Consider the following 18,146-nt stretch of genomic DNA (forward strand, 5'->3'; position numbering starts at 1 on the left):
ATGACACGCAAACTCAAGGCTGCCATCATCGGCAGCGGCAACATCGGCACGGATTTGATGATCAAAATCATGCGCCACGGCATTAACATCGAAATAGGTGCCATGGTCGGCATTGATCTCGCTTCCGACGGCCTGGCGCGTGCGGCTCGCTTGGGCGTGGCCACCACGCACGAAGGCGTCAAAGGCCTGACGCAATTGCCCATCTTTGCCGACATCGACATTGTGTTCGACGCTACCAGCGCCGGCGCCCACATCAAGAACGACGCCTTCCTGCGAAGCCTCAAGCCCGGCATCCGCATGATCGACCTGACACCGGCGGCGATCGGTCCGTACTGCATTCCGGTGGTGAACGGCGAAGAACATCTGGACGCGCTCAACGTCAACATGGTCACTTGTGGCGGCCAGGCCACCATCCCGATGGTGGCAGCGGTATCGCGCGTGGCCAAGGTGCACTACGGCGAGATCGTCGCCTCCATCTCCAGCAAGAGTGCAGGGCCCGGCACCCGCGCCAATATCGATGAATTCACTGAAACCACCTCGAAAGCGATTGAGGTCGTGGGTGGCGCCGTCAAGGGCAAGGCCATCATCGTGCTGAATCCGGCCGAGCCGCCGCTGATGATGCGCGACACGGTGTACACCTTGAGTGACTTTGCCAGCGAAGATGCCATCGCCGAATCGGTAGCGCGCATGGTCGCCGACGTGCAGGCCTATGTGCCCGGCTACCGCCTCAAGCAAAAGGTGCAGTTTGACCGCATCGAAGCTAGCAACCCTATCAATATCCCGGGCGTGGGTCCGCGCATGTCGGGCCTCAAGACCTCCATCTTCCTGGAAGTGGAAGGTGCTGCGCACTATCTGCCGTCCTACGCCGGCAACCTCGACATCATGACCAGCGCCGCACTGCGCACCGCCGAACACATGGCGGCACGCATGCTCACCGTCGTAGCCGCGTAAAGGAGACATCCATGAGCTATTCCCCCGACAAAAAAATCTATATCTCGGACGTGACGCTGCGTGACGGCAGCCACGCCATCCGCCACCAGTACAGCGTGGCCCAGGCCATGCAGATTGCCAAAGCGCTGGACGAGGCCAAGGTCGACTCCATTGAAGTCGCCCATGGCGACGGCCTGCAGGGCGGCAGCTTCAACTACGGCTTTGGCGCCCATACCGATGTGGAGTGGATTGAAGCCGTGGCAAGCGTGGTCAAGCACGCCAAGATCGCCACCCTGCTCTTGCCCGGCATCGGCACCGTGCACGACCTCAAGGCGGCCTACGACGCCGGCGCCCGCATCGTGCGTGTGGCCACCCACTGCACCGAGGCCGACATCTCGCGGCAGCACATTGAATACGCGCGCCACCTGGGCATGGAAGCGGTCGGCTTCCTGATGATGAGCCACATGCAGACGCCGCAAGGCCTGGCCGAGCAGGCCAAACTGATGGAGAGCTACGGTGCCACCGTGTGCTACGTGGTGGATTCGGGCGGTGCCTTGAGCATGAACGACGTGCGTGACCGCTTCCGCGCCTTCAAGGATGTGCTCAATCCCGAAACGCAGACCGGCATGCATGCCCACCACAACCTGAGCCTGGGTGTCGCCAACAGCATCGTGGCGGTTGAAGAGGGCTGTGACCGCGTCGATGCCAGCCTGGCCGGCATGGGGGCGGGCGCCGGTAACGCACCGCTAGAGGTGTTCATCGCCGCCGCCGCGCGCTTGGGCTGGGACCATGGCTGCGACCTCTACAAGCTGATGGATGCGGCGGACGATATCGTGCGCCCACTGCAGGACCGTCCGGTGCGCGTGGACCGTGAGACGCTGGCGCTCGGCTATGCCGGTGTTTATTCCAGCTTCTTGCGCCACGCGGAAGTGGCGGCCAAGAAGTATGGCCTCAAGACCGTGGACATCCTGGTCGAATTGGGCCGTCGCCGCATGGTGGGCGGGCAGGAGGACATGATTGTGGACGTCGCCCTGGACTTGCTCAAGACCGCCGAGCACAACCGTATTCACGCCCAGCCGGTGATGAGCGAGGCGGGCTGAACGCCAGCCCGCCCGTTGTGAAATAGCCTCTGCTAAACACATCTCTTCAAATAAACATGACCACTGACACCTCAGACGCAAGCAGCGCTCGCACGAAATTCATCCAGGCCCGCGACTTTTTGTTGCAGCACCGCAATGAGTACGAGCTCGCCTACCGCGATTTCCGCTGGCCCGAACTTGAATACTTCAACTGGGCGCTGGACTACTTTGACGTGATGTCCCAGGACAACGACGCCCCGGCCCTGCTCATCGTTGGCGAGAACGGCAGCGAAGTGAAGCGTTCATTCAAGCAGATGGCCGAGCACTCGGCACAGGTCGCCAACTACCTACGCGGTCTGGGCGTCAAGCGCGGCGACCGCATCCTGCTGATGCTGGGCAACGAACTGGCGCTGTGGGAACTAATGCTGGCCGCCATGAAACTCGGCGCCGTCCTGATCCCGGCCTCCGCACTGCTCACGGCCGATGACCTGTGTGACCGGATCGAGCGGGGCGAGGTGAGCCATGTTGCGGTTGGCAGTGAGCAGGTGCACAAGTTCGCGGCGCTTGCCGGAAACTTCACCCGCATCAGCGTGGGCGCACGCCATACCGGCTGGCAGTGTCTGGAGGATGCGGCGCAGGCAGCGCTGGTCTTCACCCCTGACGGCCCCACACGCGCTACCGATCCATTGTTGCTGTATTTCACATCCGGTACCACGTCCAAACCCAAGCTGGTGCTGCACACACACCAGAGCTACCCGGTGGGCCATCTGTCCACCATGTACTGGATCGGACTCAAACCCGGCGATGTGCACCTGAATATCTCCTCACCCGGTTGGGCCAAGCACGCCTGGAGCTGCTTCTTTGCACCATGGAACGCGGGGGCATGCATCTTCATTTACAACTACGCCCGCTTCGACGCTCATGCCATGCTGTCGGTACTGTCCACGCACCACGTGACCAGCCTGTGCGCACCGCCCACAGTTTGGCGCATGCTGATCCAGGAAGACTTGGCAGCCTACCGCAGCCGCTTGAGCCTGCGCGAGCTCATAGGCGCGGGGGAGCCCCTGAACCCGGAGATCATCGAGCAGGTGCGCACGGCCTGGGGTTTGACCCTGCGCGATGGCTACGGCCAGACCGAGACCACGGCGCAGGTCGGCAACACGCCCGGTCAAAAGCTGATACCCGGCTCCATGGGGCGACCGCTGCCCGGCTACCGCATCGCGCTGCTGGACCCAGATGGCCATGCCGCAGAGGAAGGCGAGGTCTGTCTGCTGTTGTCACCGCGACCATTGGGCCTGATGCAGGGCTACCAGGACAGCGAGGAGAACACCCAACAAGCCATGCGTGACGGCCACTACCATACCGGTGACACGGCGACGCACAATGCCGAGGGCTACATCACCTTTATCGGCCGGGCCGATGATGTGTTCAAGGCCTCGGACTACCGTATCAGCCCGTTTGAGCTGGAGAGCGCCCTGATTGAACATCCGTCCGTGGCCGAGGTGGCCGTGATTCCCAGCCCGGATCCGCTGCGCCTGGCCGTGCCCAAAGCCTACCTGATCTTGACGGCAGACGCCGTGCCCGGACCGGTGCTGGCCGAGGCCATCTTTGCCTTTGCGCGCGCACAGCTGGCACCCTACAAGCGGGTGCGGCGCATTGAGTTTGTCGCCGAGCTGCCAAAGACACTGTCCGGCAAGATTCGGCGCGTGCAATTGCGTGCGCTGGAAGTTGAACGCCAGGCCCATGCCGTACGGGGCGAAAACGAATACTTTGAGGAAGACTTCCCTGGGCTAAAGAGGGGCGATTAGGACATTGCAGTCCTGGCGAGGTACCAAACTACTCGCATGTCATCGCATACGATGCCGGCTTATCCCATATGAAATCACCCATGTCTCAACCGCCCACCGAAGCAAGCTATCCAGTTGACGAAATCAACAACCGCTTGTTCTTTCGTCTATTTCAAACCGCCAACACCTTACATACCAAGGGATCCCAGGCACTCGATGAATTCGGCATCACCACACACCAATGGTCTGTTTTGGGAGCACTTTCGCGCCCCAAGGGTAACGGGTGGGATGCCGATAGGCGACTTGTCACGCTTTTTGCTCATGAGTCGCCAAAATCTCACGGTCCTGTTATCGCGACTCGAGCGCGATGGCCTGATTGAGCGTGTCACAAACAATGACGATTGGCGCTCACGATCCGTCAAGCTCAGCGCAAAAGGTGAAGTGTTGTGGAAGCAATTGCAGAAATCCATTCACAACTTTTATGGTCAGGCTTTGAAAAATCTGTCTTTTGATGACCGCCTGGCGTTCATCCACTATTTCACGGTACTGCAGGGGAATATGTCCAAGCTCTGAAGGTTCCTCATTGCATGAAACACGCTGCGCAAACTGTCAAACCAGCAAGTCCTTGAGCGGAACAGCGGTGTCGGCCAATCGAGTGGCATCGACAATGGTCCTTGTGCCTATCATCTTCTTGCCCGCCATGAAGTCCTGCGGGGAGTTGACCGCTTCCACCGCAACGACGCGCCCCGCACACAGGTGGTAGACGGCGAACTTGCCTTGGTCCGGATCACCGCGCACCACGCTTTCTGTGGCTTCAAACAGCAGACCGGCCATTTGCAGTTTCAGATCATACTGATCGGACCAGAACCAGGGCACCTCGGCAGCAGCGGACTCCCGACCCGTGAGAACCGAAGCCACACGTTTGGCCTGCTCAAGTGCGCTGGGAACACTTTCCAGGCGCAGCGCACGCCCATAGACGTCGTGCGGGCGCTTGGCCGCATCGCCCAGGGCAAAAATATTCGCCTGCGAGGTGCGGCAATCCGCATCCACCAGAATGCCGTCGTCACAGACCAGTCCGGCGTCCTGTGCCAAGGCCACCGAGGGGTTGGCGCCCACTCCCACCAGCAGCGCGTCGCAGGCAAAGCTGCGTCCGTCTTTCAGACGGATGGCCTCAGCCCGTGTTTCGCCATCGATCGCAAGAAGGTCGGCAGCTGTCACTATCACTACGCCGCGGCTCTGGTGGTACTTTTGCAGAAAGGCAGAAATGGCTGCGCTGGCAACCCGCTCCAGCAGGCGCGGCGCACGCTCGATCAGCACCACCTCTACATTCAAGGCGCGCGCTGTCGCCGCGCACTCCAGCCCAACGTAGCCGCCCCCAATAATGACCAGCTTCGTCCCCGGCGTGAGCGCGGCACGCAGGCCGGCCGCATCGTTCAGGTTGCGCAGGCTCATGACATTGCCAAACGCAGCCCCTGGCAGAGGCAATGTGCGGGCATCGGCACCGGGGGCCAGCACCAGTTGGTCGTAGACCAGTTCGGCGCCGTCGGACAGGACCACACAACAGCGCGCTGCGTCGATGCGTGTCACGCGCGTGCCCAGGCGCAGGACGATATTCTCTGCTGCATAAAAAGCCGCTGGCTTGAGTGCCAGGGCCTCCAGGCTGGTCTCACCCTTCATCCAGGCCTTGGACAGCGGAGGCCGGTGGTAAGGCACCACCGGCTCAATGCCAATCAGTTCAATATCGCCTGCGTAGCCATACTGGCGCAAATAGGCCACCACCGAGCCACCGCCATGGCCGGCACCCACCACCACCACCTTTTCGCGCTTGTCCTGGGTCATGGTGCGCCCTATCCCTGCAGGTTTCTGGAAATCAGCTCGCGCATGATTTCCGACGTGCCGCCATAAATGCGCTGTACCCGCGCATCGGTGTACAGGCGGCAGATTTCGTATTCGCGCATAAAGCCGTAGCCGCCGTGGAACTGCAGACATTGGTCGACCAGGCGGCCATGCATTTCGCTGCACCAGAGCTTGGCGGTAGAGGCATCCAGCGCACTCAGTTCGCCGCGCACGTGCCTGGCCAGACACTGGTCCAAAAAAGACCAGCCCACCAGCAGATCAGCCTTCAGGTCGGCCAGCTTGTAGCGGGTGTTCTGAAAGTCTCCGATCGGTTTGCCAAAGGCCTTGCGGTCTTGCACATAGCCGCAGGTGATGTCGAAGGCGCGTTGCGCTGCGGCCATGGAGTGGACGGCAATGATCAAACGCTCCTGCGGCAACTCGTTCATCAGGATGCTAAAGCCAGAGCCTTCGCCGCCCATCAAGTTGGTGACAGGCACCGCCACTTCGTCAAAGAACATCTCTGACGTATCCGAGGACCGGTGTCCCAGTTTGTCCAACTTTTTTCCGCGCCGAAAGCCGGGACTGTTGGTCTCCACCAGAACCAGGCTCAGGCCTTTGGCGCCTGGCGCATCCGAGGTGCGGGCCACCACAATCACCAGGTCACAGTGCTGGCCGTTGGAGATAAAGGTCTTGGAGCCGCTGACGCGGTAGACGTCGCCATCGCGTACCGCACGGGTCTTCACACCCTGCAGATCGCTGCCGGTGCCGGGCTCGGTCATGGCAATGGCGCAAACGGTTTCCCCGCTGACCATGCGTGGCAGCCAGTGCTTCTTCTGCTCCTCGGTTCCAGCCTTCAAGATGTAGCCGGCGCAAACATCGCTGTGCACTGAAAAGTTGGTCAGCGGCCCGGCATAGCCGGCGTAACCAATCTCTTCATTGACGATGGCGTTGTATTCAAAATTGGCGCCTGGTCCGCCGTATTCCTCGGGGATTTGCGGGCACAGCAAACCGGCCTGGCCACCCTTGGCCCAATAGCTGCGATCGACGATGCCGGCGGCTTCCCAACGCTCGAAGTGCGGTGTGATCTCGGCCTTGATGAAGCCACGCACTGCGTCGCGAAACATCTCCTGCTCAGGGTTGTGGGCGGCGCGGGGCTTAAGCATGGGTGGCCTCCGAGAGGGCTTCTTCTGCCGTGACCACGGGGCGGCTTTCGCGGGTACCCTTCATGCGCTTGGTCGGGTTCAGGGGGTCGTTGGGGGAGATCTCGACATAGTCTGCGTGCACCGCCACCAGAACGCCCACAAAGGGGAAGTCCGGAAAGCGGTCGGGCACCCGGTAGCTCACCATCTGCCCTGGCTGAAAGGTGGCGGCATCGAAATTGAAGGAAAACGGGCAGGCTTCGCCGCTTGCGCCTAGGTCTTGCATGGTTTGTTTCTCACGATTGGGGAATGGGTGTGGGCGCTCAGGCGCCGGCCTTGCCGAGGATCAGGTCTGCACCTTTTTCGGCAATCATCATGGTGGGGAAGTTGGTGTTGCCACTGGTGATTTGGGGCATGATGGACGCGTCGATGACGCGCAGTCCGCTCAGTCCCCGCACACGCAATGCAGCGTCCACCACCGCCATGTCGTCGTTGCCCATCTTGCAGGTTCCCACCGGGTGGTACAAGGTGTTGGCTTCGGTGCGGATATAGGCATCCAATGCCGCGTCACTGTTTGCCTGCGCACCCGGCGCGTACTCGCTGCCGCGGAAGCCGTCGTAGGCCTTTTGCGCGATGATTTCGCGCGACAGGCGGATGCCGTCGCGCAGCACGCGCAGGTCATCCGGATCGGAGAGGTATCTGGGGTCGATCGCGGGCACATCCGTTGGATTATTGGAACGGATCTTGACAGTACCAACGCTGCCCGGCTGTATGCCATTCAGCACGGCCATAAAGCCCTCTTCCTTGATCACATCACGTCCGTGGTCGTTGTACATCAGGGGCACCGAGTAGATCTGCAGATCGGGATAGGCCAGCTCAGGCTTCGACTTCAGATGCGCCCAGGTCTCCAGTGCTCCGATGGAGGTCGGACCCGATTTGAACAGCAGATACTGACCCAAAGCCTTGACCATGGCCAACGGCTTCAGGTCAGCCAGCAGGGAATACGGTTTGGTAATGCGCTGTTTGACAGCAACCGACAGATGGTCGCGCATATTGCGGCCCACGCCCGGCAGTTCGTGGCGCACCGCAATACCGTGGGGGCGCATGTCCTGAGGCTCGCCAATGCCCGAGAGCTGCAGCAATTGCGGTGAGTTGATGGCGCCACCCGCAAGAATCACTTCGCGGTTGGCACGCGCAGTATGTGACTGCCCACGCTGCAGGTATTCGATGCCGGTGGCCTGCCCGCCCTCGATGACGATGCGCTTGGCCAGAGCACCGGTGATGACGCGCAGATTGGTGCGATGCATGACGGGTGCCAGGTAGCAGGCCGAGGCGCTCTGTCGCACGCCATTGGCGTAGTTGCCCTGCATCTGCGCCATACCGAGTGGGTCGCCGGCATTGACATCCGGGTTAAACGGATGACCCGCCTGCACACCGCCATCGATCCAGGCGCGTGAGGTGGGGTTCATGCTCTCCAGCGCCGTCAGCGTGACACCGACCGGCCCGTTGTGGCCGTGCGACGCCGGGTCGCTACCAGGGAAGCTTTCGATGCGCTTGAAGTAGGGCAGGCAATCCTTGTACGACCAGCCCATGTTGCCAAGCTCTGCCCAGTGGTCGTAGTCGCCCACATTGCCACGCGACACCACCAGACCGTTGATGGAGCTGGAGCCGCCCAGCACCTTGCCGCGCGGAAAGTAGATCTTGCGGTTGTTCAAACCAGGCTGCGCAATGGATTCATAGTTCCAGTTGCCCTTGCCGGATTTCATCAATTCGAAAAAGCCCGCAGGCATGCGGTAGAACAGACTGTTGTCGCTGCCACCAGCTTCCAGCAGCAGCACCTTGATAGCCGGGTCGGCGCTCAGGCGGTTGGCCAAAATGCAGCCGGCCGAGCCGGCGCCTACGATGATGTAGTCAGGTTTGAAATCCATTTTTTATATCTCCTCGTGCAGGCAAGCGGGCACAGCCGCAAGAAGCAAAACTTCCTGCGGCCCCAAAAACGTTCAGTCTCAGTGTTGGTTTTCGGGAATACGCAGAACCAGTCCGTCCAGTTCCGGAGTCATGCGGATCTGGCAGGCCAGGCGGCTGCTGGCCTGGGCGTTATCGGTGAGCGCCAGCATGTCCTGCTCTATGCCCGGCGTTGCCGAGCCCGTCCGTTCGGTCCAGGTCGGGTCGACATACACATGGCAGGTGCCGCAGGCGGCCGCGCCACCGCAGTCGGCGTCGATACCGGGCACCAGGTTCTGGGTTGCCGCGTCCATGGCGGTGGTTCCGTCTGCTGCTTCGACGGTACGTTCTGCGCCATTGGCGGAAATGAAGATGATTTTTGGCATGTTCTGAATCGTTCTGTAGGGGTTTTGCCGGATGCCGTGAACAGCGTCTAGCGATGGCTTTATTTGTGCAGGCGAACCGGAATGTCGATGAAGCCGTGAATCAGGTTGGAGGGAACCCGCACCGGCTCGCTCATCAACTCGATCCGCGAGAAGCGATTGAAGACTTCCTCCCACAGCACACGCAGCTGCAGTTCGGCCAGGCGGTTGCCCAGGCAGCGGTGGATGCCAAAGCCGAACGACAGGTGGTGGCGCGCGCGCGGCCGGTCCACAATAAAATCCATGGGGCGGCTGATCACTTCCTCATCGCGGTTGCCCGACAGGTACCACATCACGACCTTGTCGCCCTTGCGGATCTGCTGGCCCCGGAATTCGATGTCGACCAGAGCGGTGCGGCGCATATGGGCAATCGGCGTCTGCCAGCGCACGATCTCGGGAATCATGCTGGCGATCAGGTCGCGGTTGGCATTGGCCTTCGCAAATTCTTCGGGGTATTGGTGCCACGCCATAGCGCTGCCCGACATGGAGCTGCGGGTCGTGTCATTGCCGCCTACGATCAGCAGCACCAGAATGCCAAGAAACTCCTCAGGTCCCAGGTCCTGCATGGATGGCGCATGCGCCAACATGGAAATCAAGTCCGGCTGCGGCGCAGCTTTTTTACGCTCGGCGTAAAGGGCCTGGAAGTAGGCTAGGCATTCCTTCAACTCGGTCTCGCGCTGCTCCCAGCTGTCGACCAGGCCGTAGCCGGGCCGCGTCGTCACGATATCCGACCAGCGCGTCAGTTTGCGGCGGTCCTCAAATGGAAAATCAAGCAGCGTGGCCAGCATCATGGTGGTCAGCTCGATGGAAACCCGGTCCACCCAGTTGAAGGTCTCTCCTACCGGCAACTCATCCAGAACACGGCGGGTGCGTTCACGGATGGTGGATTCAAAACGGACCAGATTCTGCGGTGCCACGATAGGGCTGACCGCCATGCGGTGGATGTCGTGCGTAGGCGGGTCCATGCCCAGGAAGTTGGGCAGGCTGATACCGCCATCGACCGCGTTCAGTACGGTGTCATCGAGCACAAAACTGCCCACGGTGTGATCGGAAGAGAACACCTTGTGGTTGGTGTCGATGGCCACAATGTCATTGAACTTGGTGATGGACCAATAAGGGCCGTAGGCGCTTTCCTTGCAGTAGTGCACCGGTGCTTCGGCACGCAGGCGTTCGAAGTAGGGGTGCATGGTTTCATGCACATAGAGATCGGGCGCACTGACGTCGATTTGGTCCAGGGGAATGGTGCGGGCTCTGTCCGCAGCGGTTTGCAGGCTTGTCATGTCTTTCCTCGTTGTAATCCTTGATGTGGGGCAGTCTAGGAGGGGGAGAGAAAAGGACACCCGTACTTTGGGAGGGGTTGGCCTACATACAAGCCTAAGATACTGGCAATGGCTGACACAACAACAGGAGTCCGTGCGATATGTGGCAAAACACCGAGGTGAGCGCGCTGGTGGCGGAGGCCGAGCGCACCGTAGGGCGCACCGATCCGCCCATCTTCATGTTTCAACCCCTGCGCACCCGTGTACTGGAACATCTCAAGGCACTCAATGGCGTGGCGTCCAAGGCGCTGCTCATCCGGGCACCCGTAGGCTATGGAAAGACGGTGCTGATGTCCATGATGCTAGCCGAATTGCGGCGCACCGGCCGACAATGCCTCTGGTTTGCGCTGGATGACCGGGATACTGCGGTGGAGAGCGTCGTGAGTGCGTTGGAAAGCTTGCTGCACGGGCCGCTGCTGAATCTGCACCCTACACAGGCGCTGTTTCGTGGCCACCCGGCGGTGGAAAGCCGCATCGATGAACTCATCGATCTGATCAACCACTATCAGTTGCCCCTCACCATCTTCATAGACAACATCAACTGCTGTGATGATGCGGAGATGGGGCCTTTGCTGAACAAGCTGGTTTTTCAGACCCATGCCACCCGGCAGTTGGTGCTGTCCAGCACGCGGGACATTCCCCTGGACATGGCGAATGCGCAATTGCAGGGCCTGGTGCGGCAGATTGGCCCCTCCGACCTGAGCTTCGGTACCGACGATATTGCCAAACTACTGGGTAGCAATGTGTCAGCCCTTATCGGCCGCCAGGGCGTGGAAGACATTGCACGGCAGACCGAGGGCTGGCCGGCCGCGGTGCGCATGGTGCAAATCATCCTGTCGAGCGCAGAGGATCCACGCCTGGCTTTGAAGGAGTTTTCCGGCTCGGACGAGGGGCTTGCCCGGCTGCTGAACCGCCGGGTACTGTCGGCCTTTCCAGCCGAGGTGCGCGACTTCCTGCTCTGTATTGCGCAGGTACGCACCTTCAATCTGGAGTTGTGTTGCCACGTGATGGACGACGAACGTGCCCGAGACTACCTGGCCTATCTGTTAGAGCGCAATGTCTTTGTGATTCCGCTGGACCGCAATCGTAGCTGGTATCGCTTGCACGGGCTGTTCCGCGAGTACCTCTTGCGCGAGGCCGAGACCACTCTTGCCGTAGTCAGGCGCCAGGCGGTGCTGACCCGGGCGGCGCACTGGTGCGAGAAAAATGGCTTCTGGCGCGAATCGGTGGAGTACGCGCTGGCCTCGGAATCGGCCGCCACGGCCAGCCAGATACTGGAACGCATAGCGCCCTCCTGCATCCGCAACAGCGGCCTGATCCTGCAGTACATCCAGTGGATGGAAACCTTGCACGCGCTGGGCCATCAGGCCGGGCCCGAGGCCGAATACTGGTTTGTCTGGGCGCTGTCCTTTCACAGGCGCTACGACTATGCCAGGCGCCAGAGCGCCGTACTGGCACTGCGCCTGCAGAAGCAGAACCGCAAATCCGACGCCGGTGCAAGAAGCAACCTGCAGCGCAGGATTGCGATTCTGCGGGCCTCTATAGACAGCCTCAGCGACCATCTGCTGGAGGCCCATACCGGTGCCTCCAGCTGGCTGGCCGATGCCACATCCGGAGCCGATGACCCCTTCAATCTGGCGGCCGCCAACTGCATCGAGTGCGGCTATTTTTCCAGTGCCTTCCGCTTTGTGGAGGCGCGCAAGGCCCTGCACGCGGCGCGCGAGGCAGCCTTTCAGGTCAACAGCCCGTATGTGGATGGATGGGTCGCGTCCTACGCAGCCCTGATCCCGATCTATGAAGGCCACTTTGCATCAGCCTATTCCGAACTGGTTGCCGTACTGGCCACGACCCGTGCCAAGCTGGGTGATGAGATCGGCATCTGCGGCACCATGGCGATGGTGGCGGCCAAGTGCGCCGCCGAGATGGGACTGCATGAAGAGGCTTGGCTGCTGTTCGAACTAGGTAGCCGGACCTCGCGCACCCACGGCTTTCTGGAGGCTACGGCCTGCGGCCTGGAGGCGGCGGTGCTGCTGTGGCAGGGTGGCGCGGATGAGCGCATCTCCCTGTTGCAGCTGCGGGAAATCGCTGCCGCCTATGCGCCACGCCTGTCGCTGATGCTGTCCTGCTACCTGATACGGCGGCTGCTGGTGCTGGGCAAGCCGGACGAGGCGCGCGACGAGGCCGAGCGCATTGGTCTGGAGCAGGGTGGCATCCGCATTTACCAACGCAGCGCGCACGAAGCGCAGATTCCACAACTCGATGCCCTGATTGAAGACTGCCGGCTAGCCATGTTGATGGCGGGCTCAAAACCCAAGCAGGCGGAGTTGCTCATCGCCGAGGAAACCCGCTGCGCCAAGGCCGCTAACTGTGCCCTGCGACTGGTGGAACTGGCCCTGGCCTCGGCCACCCTAGCCCTTCGTAGCCACCAACAGACACTGGCCGTGCGGCACATCACCCAAGCGGTGCGAACAGCCGCCAGCCACGGCATCGTGCGACCCTTCAAGGAGCAGGCTGAGACTCTGGCTGCGGTGGTGGCCGACACCAAGGTCAATGCCTGGGGCTTTGTCACGGCGGATGAACGGCGTTTCTTTGTGGACCGCTGCCGGGATTTGACCTTTTCCAACCAGTCGCTGTTTGACAAGATCGCCTCACTGCACGATGAGGATCCCCAACTTCTCACACAGCTGACAGCGCGCGAACTGGAGCTGCTAGGTTACATCGACGTGGGACTGTCCAACCAACAAATTGCCGATCACATCGATGTCTCGCTGACCACCGTGAAGTGGCATTTGCAAAACCTGTATTCCAAGCTGGGAGTGCGTAACCGCTCTGCGGCCCTGGCCAAGTCCAGGGCCTTGCATTTGCTGGCTTAGCCAAGCATGTACATGGACTTGAGTTGCTGGTAGGCCGCTACCGATTCCGGCCCCATCTCGCGCCCCAGTCCGCTGGCCTTGATGCCACCAAATGGCGTGTTCAGGTCGGGCATATAGCCGTTGATGCCAACCGTACCGGTTGCCATGCGACGGGCCAGACCCAAAGCGCGCTCATGGTCTGTTGACCAGATCGAACCGCCCAGGCCGTAGACCGAATCATTGGCAATCCGGATGGCGTCGTTGTCGTCCGCATAGCGAATGATGGACAGCACCGGGCCAAAGATTTCTTCCTGGGCAATGGTGGCGCTGTTGCTGACATCGGCGAACACCGTGGGAAGCACAAACCAGCCGCACGGACGCTGGCTGGGGCGGCCACCGCCAGCGACCAGCTTGGCCTCGCTCTTGCCCTTGGCAATATAGCCTTCGACACGGTCACGGTGAATGGAAGAGCCCATGGGGCCGATTTGCGTAGCGCGGTCCAGGGGGTCGCCGACCACGTAGGCCGACACGGTGGCCGCAATCGCATCCACGAATTCCTGGTAGCGACTGTTGGGCACCAGGATGCGGGTGCAGGAAAAGCAGGCCTGGCCATTGCTGGTCAGGGAGGCTGCGGGCAAGCCAGCCAGAACGGTGTCGATATTGGCGTCTTCCAGAATGATGGAGGCCGACTTGCCGCCCAGCTCCAGGCTGACCGGGCGCAGCAACCGGCCGCAGACCTCGCCAATGGCGCGTCCGGCAGCGGTGGAGCCGGTGAAGGCCACCTTGTCCACACCCGGATGCGACACCAGGTAGGCACCCACCTCACGGTCGCCAGGTACCCAGTTGATCACACCCGGTGGGAACTGGGCCTCTTCGGCGGCCTCGGCCACGATGTAGCTGTCCAGCACGGTGCCGGGCGAGGGCTTTAGGACGATGGTGCAACCGGCGGCCAGGGCCGGCCCGATTTTCATCATCGACAAAATGACGGGGAAGTTCCATGGAATGATGGCACCCACCACACCCACCGGCTCGCGCCGCACTAGGGTGGTAAAGCCCAGCGGCGAGGGCCGGCTTTCTTCTTCCTGCAGATTGCTGGCCAAGGCCGCGTAGTAGCGAATCAGGGCCACGGTGTAGCCCACCTCCAGCTGGTCGGCGGTGTTGATGGGCATGCCGTTTTGCACGCTTACCGCCTCTGCCAATTGGGCGCCGCGTTTTTCCAGCGCGTCGGCAAAGCGGCCCAGCGCAGCTCCGCGTGTGGCGGCCGTGCATGTGGCCCAGTCAGATTCCTTCAGGGCATGGCGCGCTGCCGCAACGGCCCGGTCCATGTCGGCGTTGCTGCCCTCAGGCACGCTGCCAATGACCTCCTCGGTCGTGGCGCTAATGACTTCGATGCGCTTGGCTGTAGCCGGCTTAACCCACTCGCCGCCGATGAAAAAGGTTTGATGGTGTGTCTGCATGAAATGCTCCTGGTAGGGAAATTCGGTGGCATGGTGGACGCGTCACAGAAGGCCTGCGCGCATCTCCAATAAATGTCGTAATAACAATTATTGTATGCTACCGTATTACATGCTTGCCAGAGCTAGGGTTTCCACTGAGCGATGCAAGCCACTGGCTTGCTCGGGCGAAAATTAGAGTTCGTTGGCGGCCAGATAGGTCAGCAAATTGGCCTTCATCGCATCCAGGGTCACGGCCGAGGATTCCAGCTGGTCGTCATTGAGGCCAGCCAGAATTTGCTCGTTCATGCGGTGGCTGATCTTGCGCATGCGCGCAATCAGCTGTTTACTTTTGGGTTCCAGAAACACACGGTTCACCCGGCGATCGGTGGCATCCGCGTCGCGACGCACGAGTCCGGATTTTTCCAGGCGATCGATCAGACCACCAACTGCAACCTTGCCGATATCGAGCTCTTCAGCCAATTGGGATTGGGTCATGCCGTCTTCACGCGACAGATAGGCTAGCACCCACCATTGCGCGCGGGTGACATTCAAAGGCTTGAGGCATCGGTCAAACGCACTGCGTCGCAGCCGTGAAACATCGTGAATCAAAAACCCGAGCCTGAGCTCCCAATCGACGGTGTGGACTTGCGCTGTCAATATGACTTTCCGGCGCACGACGAGCCATCATTGACCCCGTGAACGCCTATGCATTACTGTAAGGAAGCGTACATTCTAAACCCTGTTGGCGGGTGCCAACTGCAGGTACGGGGCGTCGTGCTCGGGCAGTGCCTGGGGTTCTGCAGGCCCCAGATGGAATACAGCCACCGTGCGCACCAGATCCTGGGCCTGCTCATTCAAGTTGCTGGCCGCAGCAGCGATTTCTTCCACCAGTGCCGCATTTTGTTGGGTGGCGTGGCCCACCCGGCCTATGGCCTCGCTCACATGGACCACGTCGGCCGTTTGTTCGACGCTGGCCGCACTGATTTCGCCGACGAGCAACGAGACGTGCTGGATGCTATCCACCACCTCGGCCATGGTGATTCCCGCCTGGTCCGCCAATACCGAGCCCTGTTCCACACGCGCCACACTGGCACCAATCAACAGCTTGATCTCCTTGGCCGCATCTGCCGAACGTCCCGCCAAGCTGCGCACTTCACTGGCCACCACCGCAAAGCCGCGCCCCTGCTCGCCGGCACGTGCAGCCTCCACGGCTGCGTTCAGGGCGAGGATATTGGTCTGAAAGGCAATTCCATCGATCACGCTGATGATGTCGGCGATTTTCCTTGACGCTTCATTGATACCTTTCATGGTGGCAACGACCTGCGCCACCACCGTACCGCCCCGGGCCGCAACGCGCGAGGCGCTACTGGCATGTTTGTTGGCCAGGTTGGCGTTGTCAGCATTTTTCAGGACGGCAGCGCTGAGTTCATCTATGGACGCCGTGGTTTCCTGCAGTGCGCTGGCTTGCTGTTCGGTACGGTTGGAGAGGTCTCGGTTACCCAGTGCAATCTCGGCACTGGCCTCGGCCACTCTTTCGGAACCCTGGCGCACCTGAACCACGACCTTGGCAAGTTCGGATTGCATGGAGGACAGGGCCATGAGAACCTGGGACACCTCGTCTTTTCCGTCCACTGCAATGCGTTGGCTCAGATCACCCTGGGCCACCGCATTGGCGCCCACCAGCGCCTGCCGCAAGGAGCGGGACACGCCACGGATCAAGGTTGTCCCCAGAAACAGTGCAAACATCACCCCACCAATGATGGAGCCTATCGATGCTACCCGGATCATCGCATAGCGATCGGTTGCGCTGTCGAATTCTGCTTTGGCTTCGTGCAGTTGGAGCTGCACCAGGAGTCTTCCATTGTCTTGGACCGGCACGTAAAGAGGCGCTATTTTTTCAAACACAATGCTCTGCGCACCCTCCAGATCAACCGCATTCAAGGCGGCAATGGCAGGCAGCATGCCTTCTGCATGCAACTTGCTTTTGGCAACATTAAACAGCGCGGCCAACCGGACCTCCTCGGTCGTGAGCTTGCTGGCCATATAGGCTGCCCACTCGGCATCGATCTGTTTTATATTGGCCTCGATCTCGGCGTTGTACTTAACAACCTTGGCCCTGGTGGGGTCCAACAGGTTGTTGCTGATCATCAAGCGATTGTTCAGTATCAGCGCGTTGATGACCCCTAGCTGCCCTACAGGAACGGTTCGACCCTGGTACACGACCCGCAATGCGTGATTGGCCTGGCTGATGCCATACAACCCCAGGCTTCCGATGGCAATCAGCAAGGTGGACAGAACGCCGATAAGGAGGAAGAGCCGGGTGGATATCCTGAGATTTTTCATCTGCAACTTTATGCGGCCTACACCGGATCCCAGGTGAACACATCACCCGAGCGATCCAGTTTGTAGAAGTCGCCACGGAGCATCGGAATGGCCGTATCCAACACGCTCTCCGGCGTCCAGCCCTCGCCCCGGTGGGCCGATCGAATCGGGCGCGGCTGGCTGAACAAATAGATTTCGTTGTTGCGAACGCCAAAGACCTGACCACTCACATCCGCCGCGGCATCGGCGCACAAGCCGACCACGAAAGGCGCGACCTTTTCGGGCACCAGCTTCTTCAAGCCCTCGACGCGTTTTTTTTGCTCATGCGTCTCATCGGGGATGGAGCCAACCATGCGGGTCCAGGCGAAGGGCGCAATCGCGTTGGAGCGCACGTTGAACTTCTGCATGTCTATCGCAATCGATTTGGACAGGGCCACAATGCCCAGTTTGGCCGCCGAGTAATTGGCCTGGCCCATGTTGCCTATCAGACCGGAAGTGGAGGTCATGTGCACATAGCTGCCGCTGCCCTGCGCCTTGAAGTAGGGGGCGGCGGCGCGGCTGGTGTTAAAACTACCCTTCAGGTGCACGGCCAGCACGTCGTCGAACTCCTGCTCGGTCATGCGGTGAAAGATGGCATCGCGCAAGATGCCGGCGTTGTTGACCACAATGTCAATGCGGCCGAAGCTGCTCACGGCCTGCTCCACCATCGCGTCGGCGTCCTTTCGGCTGGCCACCGACCCCCCGTTGACCACCGCCTGACCACCCATGGCAAGGATCTCGGCCACCACCTCATTGGCCGGCTGCCCGGTGTTGAACGTGCCATCAAGCGAGGCTCCCAGATCGTTCACCACCACCTTTGCGCCGGCCTGCGCCAATGCCAGTGCGATGCCGCGCCCGACGCCGCGCCCGCTGCCGGTAACCAGTGCCACTTTGCCTTCAAGTAATTTGCTCATGATGTGTGTCTCTTCTTAAGTAGTGTTGTCGACGACCCGGAAAGGCGATGCGGCAAGCGCCCCACCTCGGGAAAACCCTTGTGTATTCCCTATGATTTACCCAAAATACGAACGTAACTTTATCATA

The 18,146-nt window shown here is 60.7% G+C and carries 15 protein-coding genes; 5 read left to right on the forward strand and 10 right to left on the reverse strand.

Annotation, left to right across the window (positions count from 1 at the left end):
• The 4 genes from AC097N_RS18380 to AC097N_RS18395 all read left to right on the forward strand — a co-directional run bounded on the left by AC097N_RS18380 (position 1) and on the right by AC097N_RS18395 (position 4,369).
• Positions 1–951, forward strand: coding sequence for an acetaldehyde dehydrogenase (acetylating) (locus AC097N_RS18380; RefSeq protein ID WP_479583518.1), 951 nt, complete (start codon positions 1–3; stop codon positions 949–951).
• Between the two features lie 11 nt (positions 952–962).
• Positions 963–2,030 carry a 4-hydroxy-2-oxovalerate aldolase gene (dmpG, locus tag AC097N_RS18385; protein WP_479583519.1) on the forward strand — a complete coding sequence of 356 codons (1,068 nt, stop codon included), beginning with the start codon at positions 963–965 and terminating at the stop codon, positions 2,028–2,030.
• 56 nt (positions 2,031–2,086) lie between these two features.
• Positions 2,087–3,817: an AMP-binding protein gene (locus AC097N_RS18390; RefSeq protein WP_479583520.1), complete on the forward strand. Its 1,731-nt coding sequence runs from the start codon at positions 2,087–2,089 to the stop codon at positions 3,815–3,817.
• 195 nt (positions 3,818–4,012) lie between these two features.
• A complete protein-coding gene (locus tag AC097N_RS18395) occupies positions 4,013–4,369 on the forward strand; it encodes a MarR family winged helix-turn-helix transcriptional regulator (protein WP_479583521.1) in 357 nt (118 codons plus the stop codon).
• A gap of 36 nt (positions 4,370–4,405) precedes the next feature.
• Here the strand turns inward: AC097N_RS18395 and AC097N_RS18400 are convergent, their stop codons facing one another.
• The 6 genes from AC097N_RS18400 to AC097N_RS18425 form a co-directional block, all read right to left on the reverse strand.
• Positions 4,406–5,635: an NAD(P)/FAD-dependent oxidoreductase gene (locus tag AC097N_RS18400; RefSeq protein ID WP_479583522.1), complete on the reverse strand. Its 1,230-nt coding sequence runs from the start codon at positions 5,633–5,635 to the stop codon at positions 4,406–4,408.
• 8 nt (positions 5,636–5,643) lie between these two features.
• Complete coding sequence (locus AC097N_RS18405; RefSeq protein WP_479583523.1) at positions 5,644–6,795, reverse strand: acyl-CoA dehydrogenase family protein; 1,152 nt, start codon at positions 6,793–6,795, stop codon at positions 5,644–5,646.
• Entirely contained in the window at positions 6,788–7,057 is a 270-nt protein-coding gene (locus AC097N_RS18410) for a hypothetical protein (RefSeq protein ID WP_479583524.1), read from the reverse strand. Before AC097N_RS18410 ends, AC097N_RS18405 begins: the two co-directional genes overlap by 8 nt.
• 37 nt (positions 7,058–7,094) lie before the next feature.
• Positions 7,095–8,699, reverse strand: coding sequence for a GMC family oxidoreductase (locus AC097N_RS18415; protein WP_479583525.1), 1,605 nt, complete (start codon positions 8,697–8,699; stop codon positions 7,095–7,097).
• A gap of 78 nt (positions 8,700–8,777) precedes the next feature.
• On the reverse strand, positions 8,778–9,101 hold the full coding sequence (locus AC097N_RS18420) for a 2Fe-2S iron-sulfur cluster-binding protein (RefSeq protein ID WP_479583526.1): 324 nt from the start codon (positions 9,099–9,101) through the stop codon (positions 8,778–8,780).
• Positions 9,102–9,160: 59 nt separating this feature from the next.
• The gene (locus tag AC097N_RS18425) at positions 9,161–10,417 is read right to left on the reverse strand and encodes a cytochrome P450 (protein ID WP_479583527.1); all 1,257 of its coding nucleotides are present in this window, start codon (positions 10,415–10,417) and stop codon (positions 9,161–9,163) included.
• Between the two features lie 140 nt (positions 10,418–10,557).
• Here AC097N_RS18425 and AC097N_RS18430 point away from each other — a divergent pair, with 140 nt between their 5' ends.
• A complete protein-coding gene (locus AC097N_RS18430) occupies positions 10,558–13,329 on the forward strand; it encodes a winged helix-turn-helix domain-containing protein (RefSeq protein WP_479583528.1) in 2,772 nt (923 codons plus the stop codon).
• Here AC097N_RS18430 and AC097N_RS18435 read toward each other — a convergent pair.
• The 4 genes from AC097N_RS18435 to AC097N_RS18450 all read right to left on the reverse strand — a co-directional run bounded on the left by AC097N_RS18435 (position 13,326) and on the right by AC097N_RS18450 (position 18,019).
• Positions 13,326–14,765, reverse strand: coding sequence for an aldehyde dehydrogenase (locus AC097N_RS18435; protein WP_479583529.1), 1,440 nt, complete (start codon positions 14,763–14,765; stop codon positions 13,326–13,328). The genes AC097N_RS18430 and AC097N_RS18435 overlap by 4 nt on opposite strands.
• 171 nt (positions 14,766–14,936) lie before the next feature.
• The gene (locus AC097N_RS18440) at positions 14,937–15,401 is read right to left on the reverse strand and encodes a MarR family winged helix-turn-helix transcriptional regulator (RefSeq protein ID WP_479583530.1); all 465 of its coding nucleotides are present in this window, start codon (positions 15,399–15,401) and stop codon (positions 14,937–14,939) included.
• Positions 15,402–15,476: 75 nt separating this feature from the next.
• Positions 15,477–17,087, reverse strand: a complete 1,611-nt coding sequence (locus AC097N_RS18445) for a methyl-accepting chemotaxis protein (RefSeq protein WP_479583531.1) — start codon at positions 17,085–17,087, stop codon at positions 15,477–15,479.
• A 17-nt stretch (positions 17,088–17,104) separates the two neighbouring features.
• On the reverse strand, positions 17,105–18,019 hold the full coding sequence (locus tag AC097N_RS18450; RefSeq protein ID WP_479583532.1) for an SDR family NAD(P)-dependent oxidoreductase: 915 nt from the start codon (positions 18,017–18,019) through the stop codon (positions 17,105–17,107).
• Positions 18,020–18,146 lie beyond the last annotated feature (127 nt).

The sequence above is a fragment of the Rhodoferax sp. LS1R11 genome (genome assembly GCF_056521395.1).

Bases quoted from the DNA above. Each gene is read 5' to 3' on its own strand.
- AC097N_RS18415 (WP_479583525.1), bottom strand. From the start codon at position 8,699: ATGGATTTCAAACCTGACTACATCATCGTAGGCGCCGGCTCGGCCGGC.
- AC097N_RS18405 (WP_479583523.1), bottom strand. From the start codon at position 6,795: ATGCTTAAGCCCCGCGCCGCCCACAACCCTGAGCAGGAGATGTTTCGC.
- AC097N_RS18435 (WP_479583529.1), bottom strand. From the start codon at position 14,765: ATGCAGACACACCATCAAACCTTTTTCATCGGCGGCGAGTGGGTTAAG.
- AC097N_RS18430 (WP_479583528.1), top strand. From the start codon at position 10,558: ATGTGGCAAAACACCGAGGTGAGCGCGCTGGTGGCGGAGGCCGAGCGC.
- AC097N_RS18420 (WP_479583526.1), bottom strand. From the start codon at position 9,101: ATGCCAAAAATCATCTTCATTTCCGCCAATGGCGCAGAACGTACCGTC.
- AC097N_RS18390 (WP_479583520.1), top strand. From the start codon at position 2,087: ATGACCACTGACACCTCAGACGCAAGCAGCGCTCGCACGAAATTCATC.
- AC097N_RS18395 (WP_479583521.1), top strand. From the start codon at position 4,013: ATGAATTCGGCATCACCACACACCAATGGTCTGTTTTGGGAGCACTTT.
- AC097N_RS18410 (WP_479583524.1), bottom strand. From the start codon at position 7,057: ATGCAAGACCTAGGCGCAAGCGGCGAAGCCTGCCCGTTTTCCTTCAAT.
- AC097N_RS18445 (WP_479583531.1), bottom strand. From the start codon at position 17,087: ATGAAAAATCTCAGGATATCCACCCGGCTCTTCCTCCTTATCGGCGTT.
- AC097N_RS18400 (WP_479583522.1), bottom strand. From the start codon at position 5,635: ATGACCCAGGACAAGCGCGAAAAGGTGGTGGTGGTGGGTGCCGGCCAT.
- AC097N_RS18380 (WP_479583518.1), top strand. From the start codon at position 1: ATGACACGCAAACTCAAGGCTGCCATCATCGGCAGCGGCAACATCGGC.
- AC097N_RS18450 (WP_479583532.1), bottom strand. From the start codon at position 18,019: ATGAGCAAATTACTTGAAGGCAAAGTGGCACTGGTTACCGGCAGCGGG.
- dmpG (WP_479583519.1), top strand. From the start codon at position 963: ATGAGCTATTCCCCCGACAAAAAAATCTATATCTCGGACGTGACGCTG.
- AC097N_RS18425 (WP_479583527.1), bottom strand. From the start codon at position 10,417: ATGACAAGCCTGCAAACCGCTGCGGACAGAGCCCGCACCATTCCCCTG.